The sequence below is a fragment of the Anaerococcus provencensis genome (assembly GCF_000312365.2).
GTDB lineage: Bacteria > Bacillota > Clostridia > Tissierellales > Peptoniphilaceae > Anaerococcus > Anaerococcus provencensis.
On record NZ_HG003686.1, the window covers coordinates 784083 to 800599 of the forward strand.

The 16517-nt window shown below is 30.9% G+C and carries 13 protein-coding genes, 1 pseudogene and 1 riboswitch; of the genes and pseudogenes, 12 read left to right on the forward strand and 2 right to left on the reverse strand.

Annotated features, from left to right (window positions below; all coding sequences use genetic code 11):
* Positions 1-108: 108 nt before the first annotated feature.
* The 5 genes and pseudogenes from nrdD to BN38_RS06460 all read left to right on the forward strand — a co-directional run bounded on the left by nrdD (position 109) and on the right by BN38_RS06460 (position 4698).
* Positions 109-2226, forward strand: coding sequence for an anaerobic ribonucleoside-triphosphate reductase (gene nrdD / locus BN38_RS06440; RefSeq protein ID WP_044566141.1), 2118 nt, complete (start codon positions 109-111; stop codon positions 2224-2226).
* Positions 2223-2713: pseudogene (gene nrdG / locus BN38_RS06445) on the forward strand (anaerobic ribonucleoside-triphosphate reductase activating protein). The gene nrdD and the pseudogene nrdG overlap by 4 nt, the downstream one beginning before the upstream one ends.
* Positions 2714-2739: 26 nt before the next feature.
* On the forward strand, positions 2740-3333 hold the full coding sequence (locus BN38_RS06450; RefSeq protein ID WP_044566142.1) for a LemA family protein: 594 nt from the start codon (positions 2740-2742) through the stop codon (positions 3331-3333).
* A gap of 9 nt (positions 3334-3342) precedes the next feature.
* Positions 3343-4182, forward strand: a complete 840-nt coding sequence (locus tag BN38_RS06455) for a TPM domain-containing protein (protein WP_044566143.1) — start codon at positions 3343-3345, stop codon at positions 4180-4182.
* A 9-nt stretch (positions 4183-4191) separates the two neighbouring features.
* Complete coding sequence (locus tag BN38_RS06460; protein ID WP_044566144.1) at positions 4192-4698, forward strand: nucleoside 2-deoxyribosyltransferase; 507 nt, start codon at positions 4192-4194, stop codon at positions 4696-4698.
* Between the two features lie 24 nt (positions 4699-4722).
* Here the strand turns inward: BN38_RS06460 and BN38_RS10760 are convergent, their stop codons facing one another.
* Entirely contained in the window at positions 4723-5241 is a 519-nt protein-coding gene (locus BN38_RS10760) for a folate family ECF transporter S component (protein WP_049944460.1), read from the reverse strand.
* 21 nt (positions 5242-5262) lie between these two features.
* Positions 5263-5353: riboswitch (THF riboswitch) on the reverse strand.
* 49 nt (positions 5354-5402) lie between these two features.
* Between BN38_RS10760 and BN38_RS06470 the strand changes: the two genes are divergently transcribed.
* Positions 5403-6011 carry a DNA-3-methyladenine glycosylase gene (locus BN38_RS06470; protein WP_044566145.1) on the forward strand — a complete coding sequence of 203 codons (609 nt, stop codon included), beginning with the start codon at positions 5403-5405 and terminating at the stop codon, positions 6009-6011.
* A gap of 2 nt (positions 6012-6013) precedes the next feature.
* Here the strand turns inward: BN38_RS06470 and BN38_RS06475 are convergent, their stop codons facing one another.
* Positions 6014-6778, reverse strand: a complete 765-nt coding sequence (locus tag BN38_RS06475; RefSeq protein WP_044566146.1) for a nitroreductase family protein — start codon at positions 6776-6778, stop codon at positions 6014-6016.
* A gap of 67 nt (positions 6779-6845) precedes the next feature.
* Here BN38_RS06475 and BN38_RS06480 point away from each other — a divergent pair, with 67 nt between their 5' ends.
* The 6 genes from BN38_RS06480 (at position 6846) to BN38_RS06505 (ending at position 16315) form a co-directional block, all read left to right on the forward strand.
* Positions 6846-9191: an ATP-dependent DNA helicase gene (locus BN38_RS06480; RefSeq protein ID WP_044566147.1), complete on the forward strand. Its 2346-nt coding sequence runs from the start codon at positions 6846-6848 to the stop codon at positions 9189-9191.
* Positions 9178-10548, forward strand: coding sequence for a 23S rRNA (uracil(1939)-C(5))-methyltransferase RlmD (rlmD, locus tag BN38_RS06485; protein WP_044566148.1), 1371 nt, complete (start codon positions 9178-9180; stop codon positions 10546-10548). The genes BN38_RS06480 and rlmD overlap by 14 nt, the downstream gene beginning before the upstream one ends.
* A 312-nt stretch (positions 10549-10860) precedes the next feature.
* Positions 10861-11448 (forward strand): type IV toxin-antitoxin system AbiEi family antitoxin domain-containing protein, encoded by a 588-nt coding sequence (locus BN38_RS06490; RefSeq protein WP_044566149.1) that lies wholly within the window; start codon positions 10861-10863, stop codon positions 11446-11448.
* Positions 11445-12281, forward strand: a complete 837-nt coding sequence (locus BN38_RS06495; protein WP_044566150.1) for a nucleotidyl transferase AbiEii/AbiGii toxin family protein — start codon at positions 11445-11447, stop codon at positions 12279-12281. The genes BN38_RS06490 and BN38_RS06495 overlap by 4 nt, the downstream gene beginning before the upstream one ends.
* Positions 12282-12356: 75 nt before the next feature.
* Positions 12357-14423, forward strand: a complete 2067-nt coding sequence (locus BN38_RS06500) for an ATP-dependent nuclease (protein ID WP_044566151.1) — start codon at positions 12357-12359, stop codon at positions 14421-14423.
* On the forward strand, positions 14411-16315 hold the full coding sequence (locus tag BN38_RS06505; RefSeq protein ID WP_044566152.1) for a UvrD-helicase domain-containing protein: 1905 nt from the start codon (positions 14411-14413) through the stop codon (positions 16313-16315). The genes BN38_RS06500 and BN38_RS06505 overlap by 13 nt, the downstream gene beginning before the upstream one ends.
* Positions 16316-16517 lie beyond the last annotated feature (202 nt).

Here is a 16517-nt window from a genome sequence, read left to right on the forward strand (position 1 = left end):
CGGGCTTTACGGCCCGTTTTTTATACCCTAGCAAAACACTATATATAGTATGTCATTTACAAATAACACTACATATGGTATACTTTTATAGAAATTGGAGGGGTAAATATGACTGAAGTAATAAAAAGAGACGGTAGAAAAACTAAATTCAATACAGAAAAAATTGTAATAGCTATAGAAAAAGCAATGAAAAGCCCGAGTGGTATATACATAGAAAATCAAGCAAGTGAAATTGCAAATGAGATTAAAAACGAAGTTAAAGATAAAGAAATATCCATATATGACATAGAAGACTTAGTTTACTATAAATTAATCGAAAGAAGTAATCCTGCCACAGCTAGAGCCTATGAATCCTACAAGTCAATACAAACATACAAAAGAGAGCAAAACACTTCCGATAAAGATATATTATCTCTATTAAATATGACAAATATAGATGTAATGGAGGAAAATTCTAATAAGAATCCTGTAATTGCATCTACTCAAAGAGACTTGATAGCTGGAGAAGTTGCAAAAGATATAGCAAAAAGAAAGCTTATACCCGCTGATTTGGTAGAAGCTCACGAATCAGGTGCAATCCATATCCACGACCTTGACTACCTAATTCAACCAATATTTAACTGTTGTTTAGTAGATATGAAAGATATGCTTGACAATGGGACTGTAATTAATGGCAAGATGATAGAAAGTCCAAAGTCTTTTCAAGTAGCATGCAATGTGATGACTCAAATTATAGCCCAGATTGCATCAAATCAATATGGTGGTCAGTCAATAAACATATCATGTCTAAGCCCATATTTAAAAAAGTCCTACAAGAAGAATCTTAAATTAGCTAACGAGACTCTAGAAGATAGTAAAAAGGCTGAGTCAATGGCAACTGCTATGACCCAAAAAGACTTGGAATCTGGTATACAAACTATTCAATACCAGATAAATACACTTATGACTAGCAATGGACAAGCTCCATTTGTAACACTATTTATGCACACAGATGACAACGACCCATACCTAGATCAAACAGTAAAAATTATTGAAGAAATCCTTAATCAAAGAATACAAGGGATAAAAAACGAAGCAGGTGTATATGTTACACCAGCCTTTCCAAAGCTAATATATGTCCTAGATGAAAATAATATCCACGAAGACAGCAAGTATTACTATCTAACGGAACTTGCGAGCAAATGCACTGCTAAAAGAATGTATCCTGATTATATTTCCGCTAAGAAGATGAGAGAAAATTACGAGGGAAATGTATTTTCTCCAATGGGTTGCAGGGCATTTTTGCCTCCATACAAAGATGAAAATGGCAAGTACAAATTTGATGGAAGATTCAATATGGGAGTTTGTACCATCAATCTCCCACAAATAGGAATCCTTGCTAGAAATGACCAAGATAAATTCTTTGAAATTCTCTATAAAAGACTAGATCTTGTCAAAGAAGTTGGCCTATTGAGATATGAACATCTATCAAAAGTAACAAGTGATAGTTCCCCAATCCACTTTAGCCATGGGGCTATAGCAAGACTGCCAAAACACACACCTATAAAGCCACTTCTCGAAAATGGCTATGCTACAGTAACAATAGGCTATATCGGAATATATGAAGCAAGTATCCTTGTTACCGGAAAATCTCATACTAGTGATGTCGGCAAAGAATTTGCTAAGAAAATAATGAAATTATTAAATGATAAAAAAGAAGAATGGACTAAGGAGTACGGAATAGCCTTTGCTGTATACGGCACACCAGCAGAAAGTTTGACCCATAGGTTCTGCTCAATAGATAAGAAAAGATTTGGTGATATCAAAGATGTAACAGACAAGGGATATTATACAAACTCTTTCCATGTTGATGTAAGAGAAGAAATTTCTGTATTTGATAAGTTTGATTTTGAAAGTGAATTTCAAGCTCTTTCAACAGGTGGTTGTATTTCCTATGCTGAAATACCTAATATGACAAAAAACCACCAGGCGCTGTTAACTATGATTAAATATATTTACGACCATATCCAATATGCTGAGTTTAACACAAAGTCTGACTATTGCGCTAACTGTGGTTTTGATGGTGAAATTCTATTAAATGATGAGAACGAATGGTACTGTCCAAATTGTGGTAACAAAGACCGAAGCACACTTACAGTGGTCCGTAGGACTTGTGGCTACCTTGGAGAAAACTTTTGGAATGAAGGAAGGACAAAAGAAATAAAAGCTAGGGTGCTTCATATATGAATTATGGACAAATAAGAAAATATGATATAGCAAATGGACCAGGAATTAGGACCAGCATATTTGTAACAGGCTGTAGCCTAAACTGTAAAAACTGCTTTAATAAAGACTACCAAAATCCTAGTTTTGGAAATCTTTGGACCGAAAAAGAAGATGAATTATTGATTTCATATTTAAGTGATCCTAATGTATCAGGCCTAACCATTCTTGGTGGCGAACCTTTTGAAAATGCTCAAGGACTAATTTCCTTACTAAAAAAATCAAAACTAATAAGTCCATCTGGATATACTCTGGCTATACTTATGATTTCCTAATAAAACACGAGGATACTCTTGAACTTCTCAAACTTGTCGATGTTCTTGTAGATGGTCCTTTTATTGAAAGTATGAAAGATCTTAACCTCTATTTTAGAGGATCAAGAAATCAAAGAATAATTGATGTAAAAGAAAGTTTGCTAAATGATGAACTTATCCTCCTTGAAGGGTATTAATAATATATAGACAAATAGGAGGAAATATGAAAATTAAGAACAATAAGAAATCAGGTTTTGGAACTATAGGCATCATAATTGCAATAGTTGTCATTCTATTAGTCCTAACAGTTCCGACCTACAATAGACTTGCAGGAGCTCGTGAAGATGTAAACGAAGCCTACGCACAAGTGCAAAATGTTGTACAAAGAAGAGCTGACTTGATACCAAACCTTGTAAACACAGTAAAGGGTTATTCTGATTATGAAGGAGAGACCTTAACAAAGGTAACTGAAGCAAGGGCTGGAGTTAAAAATGCATCTTCACCACAAGAATTGGCTGATGCTAATGAAAAAGTTAGCCAAGCTATAAGAGACATAAATGTAGTTGCAGAAGCATATCCAGACCTAAAAGCAAATACTCAGTACACACAACTAATGGATGAGCTTGCTGGTTCTGAAAATAGGATTTCTGTCGAAAGAGGAAATTATAACAGCGCTGTAAAGAAATATAATTCTGACATTAAAAAATTCCCAACTAATATTATAGCTGGAATTACTGGCTATGACCAAGCAGAGTATTTCCAAGCAAGTGAAGGAAGCGAAAACGCACCAACTGTCGATTTTAGCAAAGATAATTAGAGGTGGATTATGAAAAAGGGAAAATTTGTAGGAATAAATCTATTAATATCTTTACTTATCTTACTTTTTCCCCTAAAATCTATGGCGTCACTGCCAGCTATACCAAGCGACTTTTACTATGACGAACTTGACATGCTAGATTATAGCACTAAGGAAAATATTACTAAAACCAACAAGGAATTAGTAAGTAAAACTGGATCTCAAGTAATGGTTGCAACAGTAAAGAATACAAATGGACTTCCAGCAAGAGATTTGGGACCACAGATATTTAACAAGTGGAAAATAGGAGATCAAGATAAGAAAAATGGTGTTTTAATATTAATAAGCGAAGATGACCTATCAGGTAAGAGAGAAGTATTCATAACTACAGGTTATGGCATCGAAGGTAGACTCAACGATGGAAAAGTTGGTAGAATCATTGATAATTTTATGCTTGAAGATTTAAAAGATGGTAACTATTCAAAGGCAATCAATGAAGGATTCAATGCTATAGTAGCTGAAGTTGCTGATGAGTACAATGTTAAGCTTGATGGAAATTACGAATATTATCTAAATGAAAATGCTGGTTCTGGCTATAAGATAAGCTTTGGAACTTTGTTTATGATGCTTGTAGTATTTATTGTGATTTCTAATATGCTCAATAGATCTAGATTTTATGGTAGAAATAGGGGTAGATACTATAGAGGCTATCCACGCTATAGAAGATATCACAATGACCCATTTGATTCCTATACTTGGACAAATTCTTCCAATTCATTTGGTGGTTCTTCATCAAATTCTAGCTTTTCTGGTGGATTCACAAGCGGCGGTGGTAGCTCTGGTGGCGGAGGAGCCGGCAGGAGTTTTTAAGGAGAAAAGATGTATGGATATTTAGCAAGCCATTTTTTCAACGATGCCATGTTTAAATGGACTGAAAATTTGGCTAAAATAATAGAAGAGAAAACTGACTTAGAATTATATGTGCCTCAAAGAAATGCAGATATAAATGATAAGAAAAATAATGATGACATCATAACTGATATAAAAATAGCTCAGGCTGACACAGCAGAACTAAAAAAATCCAATGTACTAATAGCTTGTCTTGATGGACTAACTATAGACGATGGAGTCGCCGGAGAAATAATGGCTCATGGGGTCATTGCAGAGATGGAAGAGGAAAATAATATTGATTTTCCAAGACTTATCATTGGTATAATAACCGATATGAGATATCTTGGCACAGGTGAAAACAAGCTTTATAGAAACCTAATGATAGTAGGTAAGGTAAAGGAACATGGTCATCTGGTTGTTGGTTATGCTGGAGATGATTCATATGTTGACGAAGTTATAGATCATATAAATAAATTTATAGAAGAAAATAAATGAGGGGCTAAAACTTAGCCCCAATTTTTATGCATAATTTTTGATTCTTGGAATTAATATACTTAAAACCAAGACATTTATAATTGTATCGATTATCTGTTTTGGAATTCTTCTAAGTACATATATCCAATATGGGTTTTTAGAATATTGTTGTAACCAAACAGAATCTAAAAATAACTTAACTCCCAAAAATACAACAAAAGCACTTAAAACAATTATCCATATAAGCTTTTTGTCGTAGTCTTTCTTAAAAATATAGTAAGAAATGACTCCTGGCAAAAATCCTGTCAAAAAAGCAGTAAAGGTAAATCCTGGGTGAAATATACCATCTGGATTTAAGAGCATCCCAACAATATCTGCTAGAGCTCCAGTTAGCCCACCAAGGGCAGGTCCATATATGATTCCTGATATCATAATAGGAGCATCTCCTATGCCGATTTTTTTGTTTACAGGAATTGTAATGGTAAAATACCTTCTTAATACAACTGCTAGTGCTGCTAAAATTGCAATTTTAGTTAGCATATTAACCGTTAGTTTTTTATTCAATTTTATCCCCTTTCTATCAGAGGCAGCGGTTGCGATAGAAAATCATAGCCTTAGCTTCGTCTAAGAACAACAACCCATTTCTTAGCACTTGATGCTTCCTATCTACTCTGATGATTATATGATAACATATAAGAGAAATAATTAATACATGGAAGGATAAAATGTTAGATAAAAACTTTTTTAATAGAAATACATTAAGCGTTGCAAAAGACTTATTAGGAAAAATAATTATTAGAAAAACTAATAAGTATATATACAAAGCAATGATAGTAGAAACTGAGGGATACTTAGGCATAGAAGATAGGGCTTGCCATACATTTGGAGGAAAAAGGACTGAAATAAACAAAATAATGTATGAAGATGCTGGAACTATATATGTTTATCAAACTTATGGTATCCATTACTTGATGAATTTTGTAACAATGGATAAATCAAATCCTGAAGCAGTGCTCATCAGAGCAGTTGAGCCAATCGAAGGAATTAATCAAATGAGTATTAATAGATTTGGAAAGAACTACATAGATTTAAACAAATATCAAAAAAATAACCTGACTAATGGACCTGGTAAACTTACCAAAGCTTTGGATATTGATAAAAGTTTAAATGGTAGAAATTTATTTGGGCCACAAATTTATCTAATAGACGGAGATAAAGACTTTGAAATTGAGACAGATGTAAGGATAGGAATAGATTATGCAAAAGAAGCTAAGGATTATCCATACAGATTTTATATCAAAGACAATCCATATGTTTCCAAATTTAAAAGATGAGCCTAATTTAGCTCATCTTTATAGCTTATCTTAAAGCCTTGATTTAATAGTGTTTCAAACATTTTTCCTCTATTTTTTATAACGCTTCCTTGTTTCTTAGGAATTTGCTTACTAAAGGAATCAGATCTACGATTTGCATCTCTTAAATCGTAATATGTTGTCATTTCCTTATCATATTCTTTTATCATTTCGTTGTAATTATCGTAAACCTTATAAGAATTATCAAAAGTTTTTAACATTATATCTAGTCTTGGCTTAAGTTGTGGTTCTTGGTTTGGGATGCCAAAAGAAAGTCCCACAGCAGGATAGGTTAGCTTTGGAAGGTCTAATAGTTCTATAACTTTTTGGGTGTCATTGTGAATATTTCCAAAATAATTTGTTCCAAGTCCCAAACTTTCGGCAGCGACTGTGACGTTTTGAGCGGCTATAATTGAATCGGTCATAGCTTGGATAAATTTATCGAAACCTATCATTTCATCATTTTCTTGGCCGTTTTCTTTGGCGATATTGTAATTTCTATATAAGTCTGCAACAAAAATCCATAAATGTGGTGCGCGAGCCATATATTCTTGGCCACCATTTTCTGCTAGTTGATCTTTGATAGCTTGGTCTGTTACATTGATTATAGAAAAAAATTGCATACCATTACTTGATGCAGATCTATTTGCAACTTCTAGTAGCTTATTAACCAGACTTTCATCTAATTTCTCGTCTTTAAATTCCCTAATTGTCCTATGTTTTAATTGATCCTCAATACTTGTATTCATAACATCTCCTTATGTTTCTTTATACCTATATACCCAGCTTATGGTATATTAAATTAAAGGTGATAATATGCTTGTAAAAATTTCAGTTAGAAATCTAATAGAATTTGTAATGAGATCTGGAGATATAGACAATAGATTTCGTGACAATGCTAGGATGATTGAGGGTATTAAAGCTCATCAAAAAATCCAGTCTTCCTATGGTAAAAATTACAAAAAGGAATATTCTTTAAAAAATACTACTATTATAGATGATGTAGAATTTAAAGTCGAAGGTAGGGCGGATGGCCTTATTAAAGATGGGAGTATTTACACTATAGATGAGATAAAATCTACTAGTAGAAATTTAGATGAAATTGATGATTCCAACAAATTACACTGGGCGCAAGCTATGTGCTACGCTTATTTTTATTGCTTAGATAAGAACTTAGATAGTATATTTATCACGCTGACATATGTTAATATCGAAGATTACACTAGTAAAATATTCAAAAAAGAATTTGATTTTGAGTACTTAAAAACTTTTTATTATGATTTGCTAAAGTCATATTTGAATTTTTCAAAAATTTTGGCTAATAACAAAATCAAAAGGGACGAGACTATAAGAAAATTAGATTTTCCTTATAAAGATTATAGGAAGGGTCAAAGAAAGCTAGCTGTTGCAGTATATACTTCTATTATGAAAGAAGACAATTTAATTGTAGATGCTCCCACTGGCATTGGCAAGACTATATCAACAGTTTTCCCTTCTATAAAATCAATGGGAGAGGACCTTTCTGATAGGATATTTTACCTTACAAGTAAAAATACCCAGGCAAAAGAAGCAATGAAATCGATCAAAATTCTCAAAAATAAGGGAATGTTCATCAAAGCATTGGCTATTACTTCCAAAGAAAAAATATGCCTAAATGATGAGGTTAAATGCAATCCTGTTGATTGCCCATTTGCTAAGGGACATTTTGATAGGGTAAACGATGCACTCTTAGATATAATCTCAAAAGAAGAAATAATCGATTTTGCTACTATAACTTCCTATGCAGAAAAATATAGAGTCTGTCCATTTGAGTTTCAACTTGATATATCAAACTATGCAGATTTTATAGTTTGTGATTATAACTATGTATTTAATCCAACGGTGTATCTCAGGAGATTTTTTGACGAAATTGTTGATAGATACATATTTTTGGTAGACGAATCCCATAACCTTTTAGAAAGGTCTAGGGATATGTATTCCTTTAGATTTACTGAGACTCGCTTTATGGTTCTTTTTGACAAATTGGACAAGAAAAAATACAAAACTTTAATAAAATACTTAAAACAAATTGTCGAAGAATTTAATAATCTTTATGCTAAGCATGGTAAAAAATTATTCTATTACCAGGAAAAACAAATAGATGATTTTGATGATATATTTGCAAAACTTTTAAAACCTCTACAGAAGTATTTGGTCGAAGACAGGGAAGATGAAAACTACGATGATTTATTAAATTTGTATTTTGATATCAATAGGTATTTTAAAATAACTGATCATTACACCGAAGGATTCTATTCAATAATTGCCTACGATGAGATAAACGACGAGATATACTTTGAAATAAAATGTATAGATCCATCACAAGTCTTAAAAAACATTTATAGTTTTTCAAAAACAACAGTATTTTTCTCAGCTACCCTTTCACCAATGGATTATTTTATGAGGATGCTTGGAGCAAATGATGCCCTAAGACTTAAGCTTGATATGCCATTTTCAAATGATAATTATGAGATATTTGCCAGAGAAATATCCACTAGATATAGGGATAGAAATTATAACGTGCCTATAGTTAGTGAGTCTATAAGTGAATTTATTCATTCTAGAGAAGGTAATTATTTTATATTTTTTCCATCATATTCATATATGATGGATGTTTATGAAGATTATTCGTCAAGATATGATGATGAGATTTTACTCCAAGATAGGTTTATGAATGAAAAAGATGCTCATAAGTTTCTCGAAAAATTTGACAAGGATACTAATAATACTGCTTTTGCAGTACTAGGAGGTATTTTTTCTGAGGGAGTAGATTTACTTGGAGATAGACTTATAGGTACAATGGTAATTTCTGTTGGCATGCCAGGAGTTGGATTTGAGAGAAATCTTATCAAAGAGCACTTTGACAAACAGGGATTAAATGGATTTGACTATTCCTATACTTATCCTGGTATAAATAAGGTTTTTCAGGCAGCAGGAAGAGTTATAAGAAGTGAATATGATAGGGGAATAATATATTTACTAGACGATAGATTTACTAGCTACAAATATAGAATGCTTTACCCTAAACACTGGAGAAAAAAAGATATAAAAATTGTAAATGAATCCAGAGATTTTAGAAAAGAAATAAGTAGATTTTGGGAGACAGATAGTGAGAAAGAATAAGACATTTGAAGTAGATATATATGATATGAAATATCCTAATATTTCCATTGGTAAAACAAGCGATAATCAGATTGTAGAATTTAAAGGTGGATTATTAGGGCAAAAAGCAAGGGTTAAAATTACTAGAAATAGAAATGGATATAAAAAAGGCAAGTTTTTAGAATTAGTTGAAAATTCTTACCTAGAAAATAATAAAAATCATTGTCCTAAGGCAGATATATGTGGTGGATGTTCTTATCAAAAATTGGCCTATGAAACAGAACTTATGCTAAAACTTGATATGATTAAGAAGCTCTTTGCTGATAATGATATTGTATACGATGGTGATATTTCAATAAATAGGGCAGATGTAGTTAGTGCTTATAGAAATAAAATGGAATACACTTTTGGAGATAGTAAAAAAGGTGGAGAACTAGTCCTTGGACTTCACAGGCAAAATAGATTCTATGAAATAGTAGATACCATTGATTGTAATATTGTAGATGAAGATTTCAATAAAATACGACAATCTGTACAGAAATATTTCAGAGATAGAAAAACTAGCTTTTATCACAAATCAACAAGAGAGGGGCTATTACGTCACCTAATCATTAGAAAGGCTCTGAGAACTGGTCAAATAATGTTAGTCCTTGTCACAACAAGTGAAGATAGTTTTGATGAGATAAGAAAAAAATTATTTGTAAACTTCGTAAAAGATCTTGATTTACAAGGTGAGATAGTTTCTATCTTCCACGTAATCAATGATTCCCCAGCAGATGCAGTAGTTGCTGAAAAAATCAACCTAATCTTTGGAAAAGATCATATAACAGAAGAAATGATGGGACTTAAATTTAATATATCACCATTTTCATTTTTCCAGCCAAATGTATTTACTGCAGAAAAGATTTACAAAAAAGCATTTGAACTTGGAGAAATAGACCGAGATACAAATGTGTTAGACCTATACTCTGGCACAGGAACCATAACTCAAGTAATGGCAAAGGCTGCCAAAAAGTCTACAGGAATAGAAATAGTAGAAGAAGCAGTGGACAAGGCATATGAAAATGCAAAAATCAATGAAATAGAAAATATAGAATTTCTATGTGGAGATGTTCTAGAAGAAATTGATCATATTAAAGGAGATTTTGACCTAGTAATCCTAGATCCTCCTAGAGTAGGAATAGCTGCTAATGCACTAGAAAAAATTTTAAAATTAAATCCCGAAAAATTTATATACATTTCTTGCAATCCAAAAACTCAAGTTGAAAACTTGAAAGAATTTATAGCTAATGGATACAAAATAAACAAATACGAAGTGATAGACCAATTTCCAAAATCTAGGCATGTGGAGACTATAGCGTTGATACAAAAGATGTAAACTTAGAAATCCTGCATTTCAAGCAGTTTTATAAGCATTTTGTCTTTGATAAAGATGAAGAAGGATACGTCAAAAAGACTCAAAAAAACTACATGGATGTAAGAGTAGTTTTGAGACTAGTATGAGGAAACACAAAAAATATAATTAACCCATTTTGTACTTTCTACAAGAGTAGCTTAAAAGGCTGCTCTTTTTTATTAAAGGTAGTAATATTTCGTTACATCCTTTTTCAAAAAATGGAAAACTCATAAGCAACTTTACATATTCGCTTTTATAAGATATAATAAAAGCGTAAACGAGAGGAGGCGGACTATGAATACACTTAAAGAATATATACAAGAAAATTTAGTAATAACCAACAAAGAAGCGGAAGACCTTGGATATACCAGGCATAATCTATCGGAATTAACAAAGAGCGGACAATTAGAAAGATTAAGACCGGGACTATATCAATTAAAAGGAAAAGTAATAGACGATTTTGTTTTAATATCATCAAATAGTAATCGAATTATATTTTCCCATCAAACAGCCCTCTATCTCCACGACCTATCAGATAGAACTCCAAATGTATTTCATATATCTGTGCCCCAAGGCTATAATGCAAGCCATATCAAAAATAGATACGAAGACCTGCAAGTTCACTATGTAAAAAAAGACTTATACGAAATAGGAAAGACAGAAATAAAATCACCACAAGGCAACCTTATTCCAGTTTACGATATAGATCGAACAATTTGCGATATCATAATAGACAGAGAAAAAATAGATAAGCAAATTTTTACAGAAGCCATAAAAAGATACTTTAAATCACAAAATAAAAATCTAAGACGACTCATAAAATACAGTAGATTATTTAAAATAGAAAATGAAATTAGAAAATACATGGAGGTATTATCGTGATTAATATTGAGAGTATAAAGGGCAAGATAAGAAGCATGGCAGAGAAGAAAAATCTAAAGTCGCAAGAAGTTCTGCAAATATATTTCTTCGAAAGATTTTTAGAAAGGCTATCCAAATCAAATTACAAAAATAATTTTGTAATAAAAGGAGGATTCCTAATATCTTCCTTAATTGGAATTGAAAATAGAACAACTATGGATATGGACACAACCATAAAAGGCATACCCCTAAAAGAAGAAAAAATAAAAGAAATCGTAGATGAAATTATAAATATAGATGTCGATGATGGAATAAGATTTGAAATAAAAGACATTAGTTATATTAGGGAAGAGGACGAGTACGAGAACTTTAGAATATCACTAATAGCAAATGTTGGAAAGACCAAAAACCCGATGAAACTAGACCTAACAACAGGAGATGCAATAACGCCAAGGGAAATAGAATATACTTATCCCTGTATCTTTAGCCAAGAAGATATAAAAATAATGGCATATCCATTAGAAACAATTTTAGCTGAAAAATATGAAACCATAATCAGAAGAAATATAACAACAACACGAATGAGAGACTTCTACGACCTATACACCCTCTACAAACTAAAAAAAGATGATATAGATTATAAAATTTTAAAAGAAGCAATAGAAAGAACTTCTGACAAAAGAGGAAGTGAGGAGGAAATGCAAGACTATGAGGAAATAATCGAGGACATAAAAGAAGATTCATACCTAAGATCCTTGTGGGATGTATATCTCAGTGAAAATAAGTATATTGAAGATCTGACCTTTGATAAAGTTGTTGATGTAGTGAGAATTGTCTCGGAAACAACAAGTTGATGTAAGTAGACAAAGGATTTTAGGAAAATAAATATAAAAAAAAGTTTGATGTAGAAGGTAAAAAGGAGTATTAAAATGATTTTAAAAAAGATGAAAGTCAAAAACTTTAGATTATTAAAAAATTTTGAGTTAAATTTTAAAGATGAATTGTCGCTAGTTATAGGTAAAAATAATTGTGGAAAAACGTCATCCATTATTGTTTTAGATAAAATGCTAAATTCATCTAAATTATTTTGGGAAGATATAAATTTAGAATGCCAGAAAGATCTTTATAAAAAAATAATTGGTTTTGATATAACAAAGCTGGATGAAGTTCAATTATTAGAAACTATTAATATGCAATTATTTATTGAGTATAATGATAATGATTCATATAAGAATATTCAAAAATTCATGATGGACTTAAATCCAGATAATAACATAATAGTTTTAGAATTTATTTCGTTAATAGCTGCAAAAAAAATCATAGAATTAAAAAACATTATGAGTGAAAAAAATATTGAAGATTTTAAATCATTTTCCAAATTTATGAGTAAGAATTTTGGAAACTTCTTTGAAACGAAAAAATATTCAAGAGGGTTTGATGTTGAAGCAAACGAAATAACGCAAGATAGATCAGAAGAAATTGATAATAAAGATATTCAAAAAGTCATTAAAGTGGCAGGAATAAGAGCTGATCGAGCGGTTTCTAATGATGATCGTAATCATGTTTTATCAGGTTTAACTGGTAAATATTTCAGTTCTTATAAAGCTGCAAAAGATGAAAGTGAATCGGTATTTACAAGACTTGAAGAAAAATTGGAGGAAGCCGATAAAGAATTATATAAGATTTACAATGGAGAAAAAAGTGAAGGTGAAGAACCTATTGATGGTATTTTTAGTGATGTTATAGATGTTATTAAAACTTATGGTGGCGCAGAAAATGGAATTGATATAGCAATAGAGTCATCTATTTCAGAGAAAAATTTATTGTCAGATAATACAAACTTAAGTTATAGACAAGGGGGAGATTGTTCGCTTCCAGAAACATATAATGGGTTGGGGTATTTGAATTTAATTGGTATTTTATTTGAGATTGAAACCAATATACAAGAATTGTTTGAACAACCAGCAGATATAAATCTTTTATATATTGAAGAACCTGAAGCACATACACACCCTCAGTTACAGTATATATTTATAAGGAATATTAAATCTCATATCAAAGCACATAGAAATAAGTTGTTGAAAGAAAAGAATAAGCAGTTGCAGGTTTTAATTACTTCGCATTCATCACATATAGTTTCTGAATGTAACTTTGATGACATTATATATTTGAAGAAAAACGGAAATACGGTTATAGCTAAGAGTTTTAATTCTTTAAAAGAAGAGTATGGCGGAGATGAACAGAAAGGATTTAAGTTTGTAAAACAATATCTGACAATGAATAGAAGTGAACTTTTCTTTACTGATAAAGCTATTTGTATAGAAGGAGATACTGAACGAATTTTAATGCCAATGATGATGCATAAGATTGACAATAAAGAAAAGCCAAAAGCAAATCTTATACCACTATTATCACAGAATATTTCTATAATAGAAGTTGGAGCGCATTCACATATCTTTATTCCATTATTTGAGTTTTTAGGTATTAAGGTTTTAATAATCACAGATATAGATGCCGCTACTAAAAATAACAATGGGAGATATGTAAAATCTCACCCTCAGGAAGCAAAGTATACAAGCAACGCTTCGATAAAAGATTTTTTCAAAGATACTTGTCTTGATGAGTCAAATAATGAATTTGAGGAACTTTTAAAAAAAACACCTGAGGATAAAATTAAAAATAATATAAGAATAGCTTATCAAATACCGGAAACTGATGGTGGGTACCAAGTAAGTAGTTTTGAAGATGCATTTATAGCGTTAAATAAAGACTTTATATTAAAGAATAAAGAAGGTCTTTGTGAGTACGGAGCTTTAAAAGATTTTTCGAATGATGAAATAGATAATGGTGATTATTATAATTTTGCTTTAAATAATGTGAAAAAGAAATCGGCATTTGCATCAAGCTTATTGTATTTTGATGATGAGAATGGAGAAGAAGATGAAAAATGGGCAGTTCCACATTATATTGAGGAGGGCTTATTATGGATACGCTAACATTGGAAAAAGAAGTATTAGAAGCTCTTCAATGTATAAAAAATGGTGAAAATTTTATTTTAGAAGGTGGAGCAGGAAGTGGAAAAACATACTCCTTAATTTCCTTAATAAATGCACTCACAGAGGAATTTCCAGATATTAAGATAGTATGCATTACATATACAAATAATGCAGTTGCCGAAATTTTATCAAGAATAGAAAATGAGAATATTTGGGTTTCAACAATACATGAGTTTATATGGGCTCTTATCAGAAAATATCAGAATGAAATAAAAAATATTTTAGTTGAGCTTATTAACGATGATAATGAAAAGAACTTTAAAAAGCCAAAAGATTTTTCTGAGGATTTAATTTCTGAAGAATATTTCGAAAATCTTTATGTTGATTATGACGAGTATTATTCTGTAACGCCAAATGATGAAAATATAGTGAAAATCAGCCATGATCACATTTTGATTGTTGCAGAGAAAATGTTTGGGAAATATAAAAAAATAGCGGACATTTTAAAGGATATTGCAGATTGTATTTTTGTTGATGAATATCAGGATACAAGTCCTTTAGTTGCTGATATTTTACTAAAGCATCTTGAGCAAAGCGATAAGAAAAATGTAATTGGTTTTTTTGGAGATTCAATGCAGTCTATATATGACGACGGAGTTGGTAATTTAAATCAATATAATTTAACTAAAATAGTAAAGACGCAAAACCGAAGAAATCCAAGAGTTGTAATCGAAGTAGCCAATAAGTTTAGAGATGATGATATTGAGCAAAGACCTTCAGAAGATATAAATGCACCTAATATGGAAAATGGTACTATTAGAGAAGGTAGTATTAAATTTTTATATGGAACTGAAATAAATGATTTTATAAGTGTAAAGGGGAAGAATATTTTTGAATCTTGGGATTTTTCTGATGGAAAACAAACAAAAGAGTTAAGGCTAACACATAAATATAATGCTGAAATGACTGGCTTTAAAGACTTATATGATCTATATAATGCTGATTTGATAACTAAGCTTATAAGTGGGATAAAGAAAAAAATTGATAAGGGAAATTTAGACTGTAATAAGACTTTGGGAGAAATAGCGTTAGAGGTAAAACCGACATATAACAAAGTGGAGCTGTTAGATCAAATTAACGGAAATGAAATTTATCAGTCAATATATAGTGTTTTAGAAGATATGTCATGGGAAGAAGCTTACGAAAAATGTAGAATCACTAAGGAATCACTCATGTCATATAAATTAAATGGAATGAGTGGTAGATATGAAGCTAATTCTTATAGAGATAGGATTTTACGCAGATTAGATATATTAGAGGAGATTATTGAATTATATGAGGCTAATAGATTTAATGATTTTCTACGAATAACAAAATTTTCTATTCATAATAGAAATGATAAGATTTGCCTTAAGCAAGCAATTGATTATCTTGTAAGTGAAGATAATCAAACGATAGAAAATGTATTAAAATTTGCGGAAGTAAAAGGGTTACTCAAAGAAGATGAATTGTTTAGTGATTATATTTCAAATAAAGGGTTTTATTTATGGGAGAGAATAAAAAAGATAACATTTAATCAATATAGAAAAAGCGTTTTATATTTAAAAGAATTTTCACCAATTTGTACTCAACATAGTGTTAAAGGTAGTGAATATGACAATGTATTGCTTGTATTAGAGTCTGATTGGAATAAATATGACTTTAGAACATTATTTGGGAAAGGATCTCCGAACTCTAATGTTCAGAAACGTACAAAAAAATTATTTTATGTATGTATAACAAGAGCAAAAAAGAATTTAATAATATATATGCCTACTGATGATTCTGACATATTAGAAAAAGCTAAAGAGTATTTTGGAGAAGAAAATGTTATAGATCTCTCTTCGATTTAATTGAAAAGTAGGCACTATTTCTACTTATGTTTTATGCTGCTTTTTAATATTATTCTATAGAATGAAAAAAGATAATTACTATTTTTATTTTAAGAATACTCTTGCATGAGGGTATTCTTTTTTTATTGTATTTACTAGAATACTATATTTAAGTTCGGAAAGATACTTTTCAAATCATGTAGATTGATTTGAAAAATAAAAA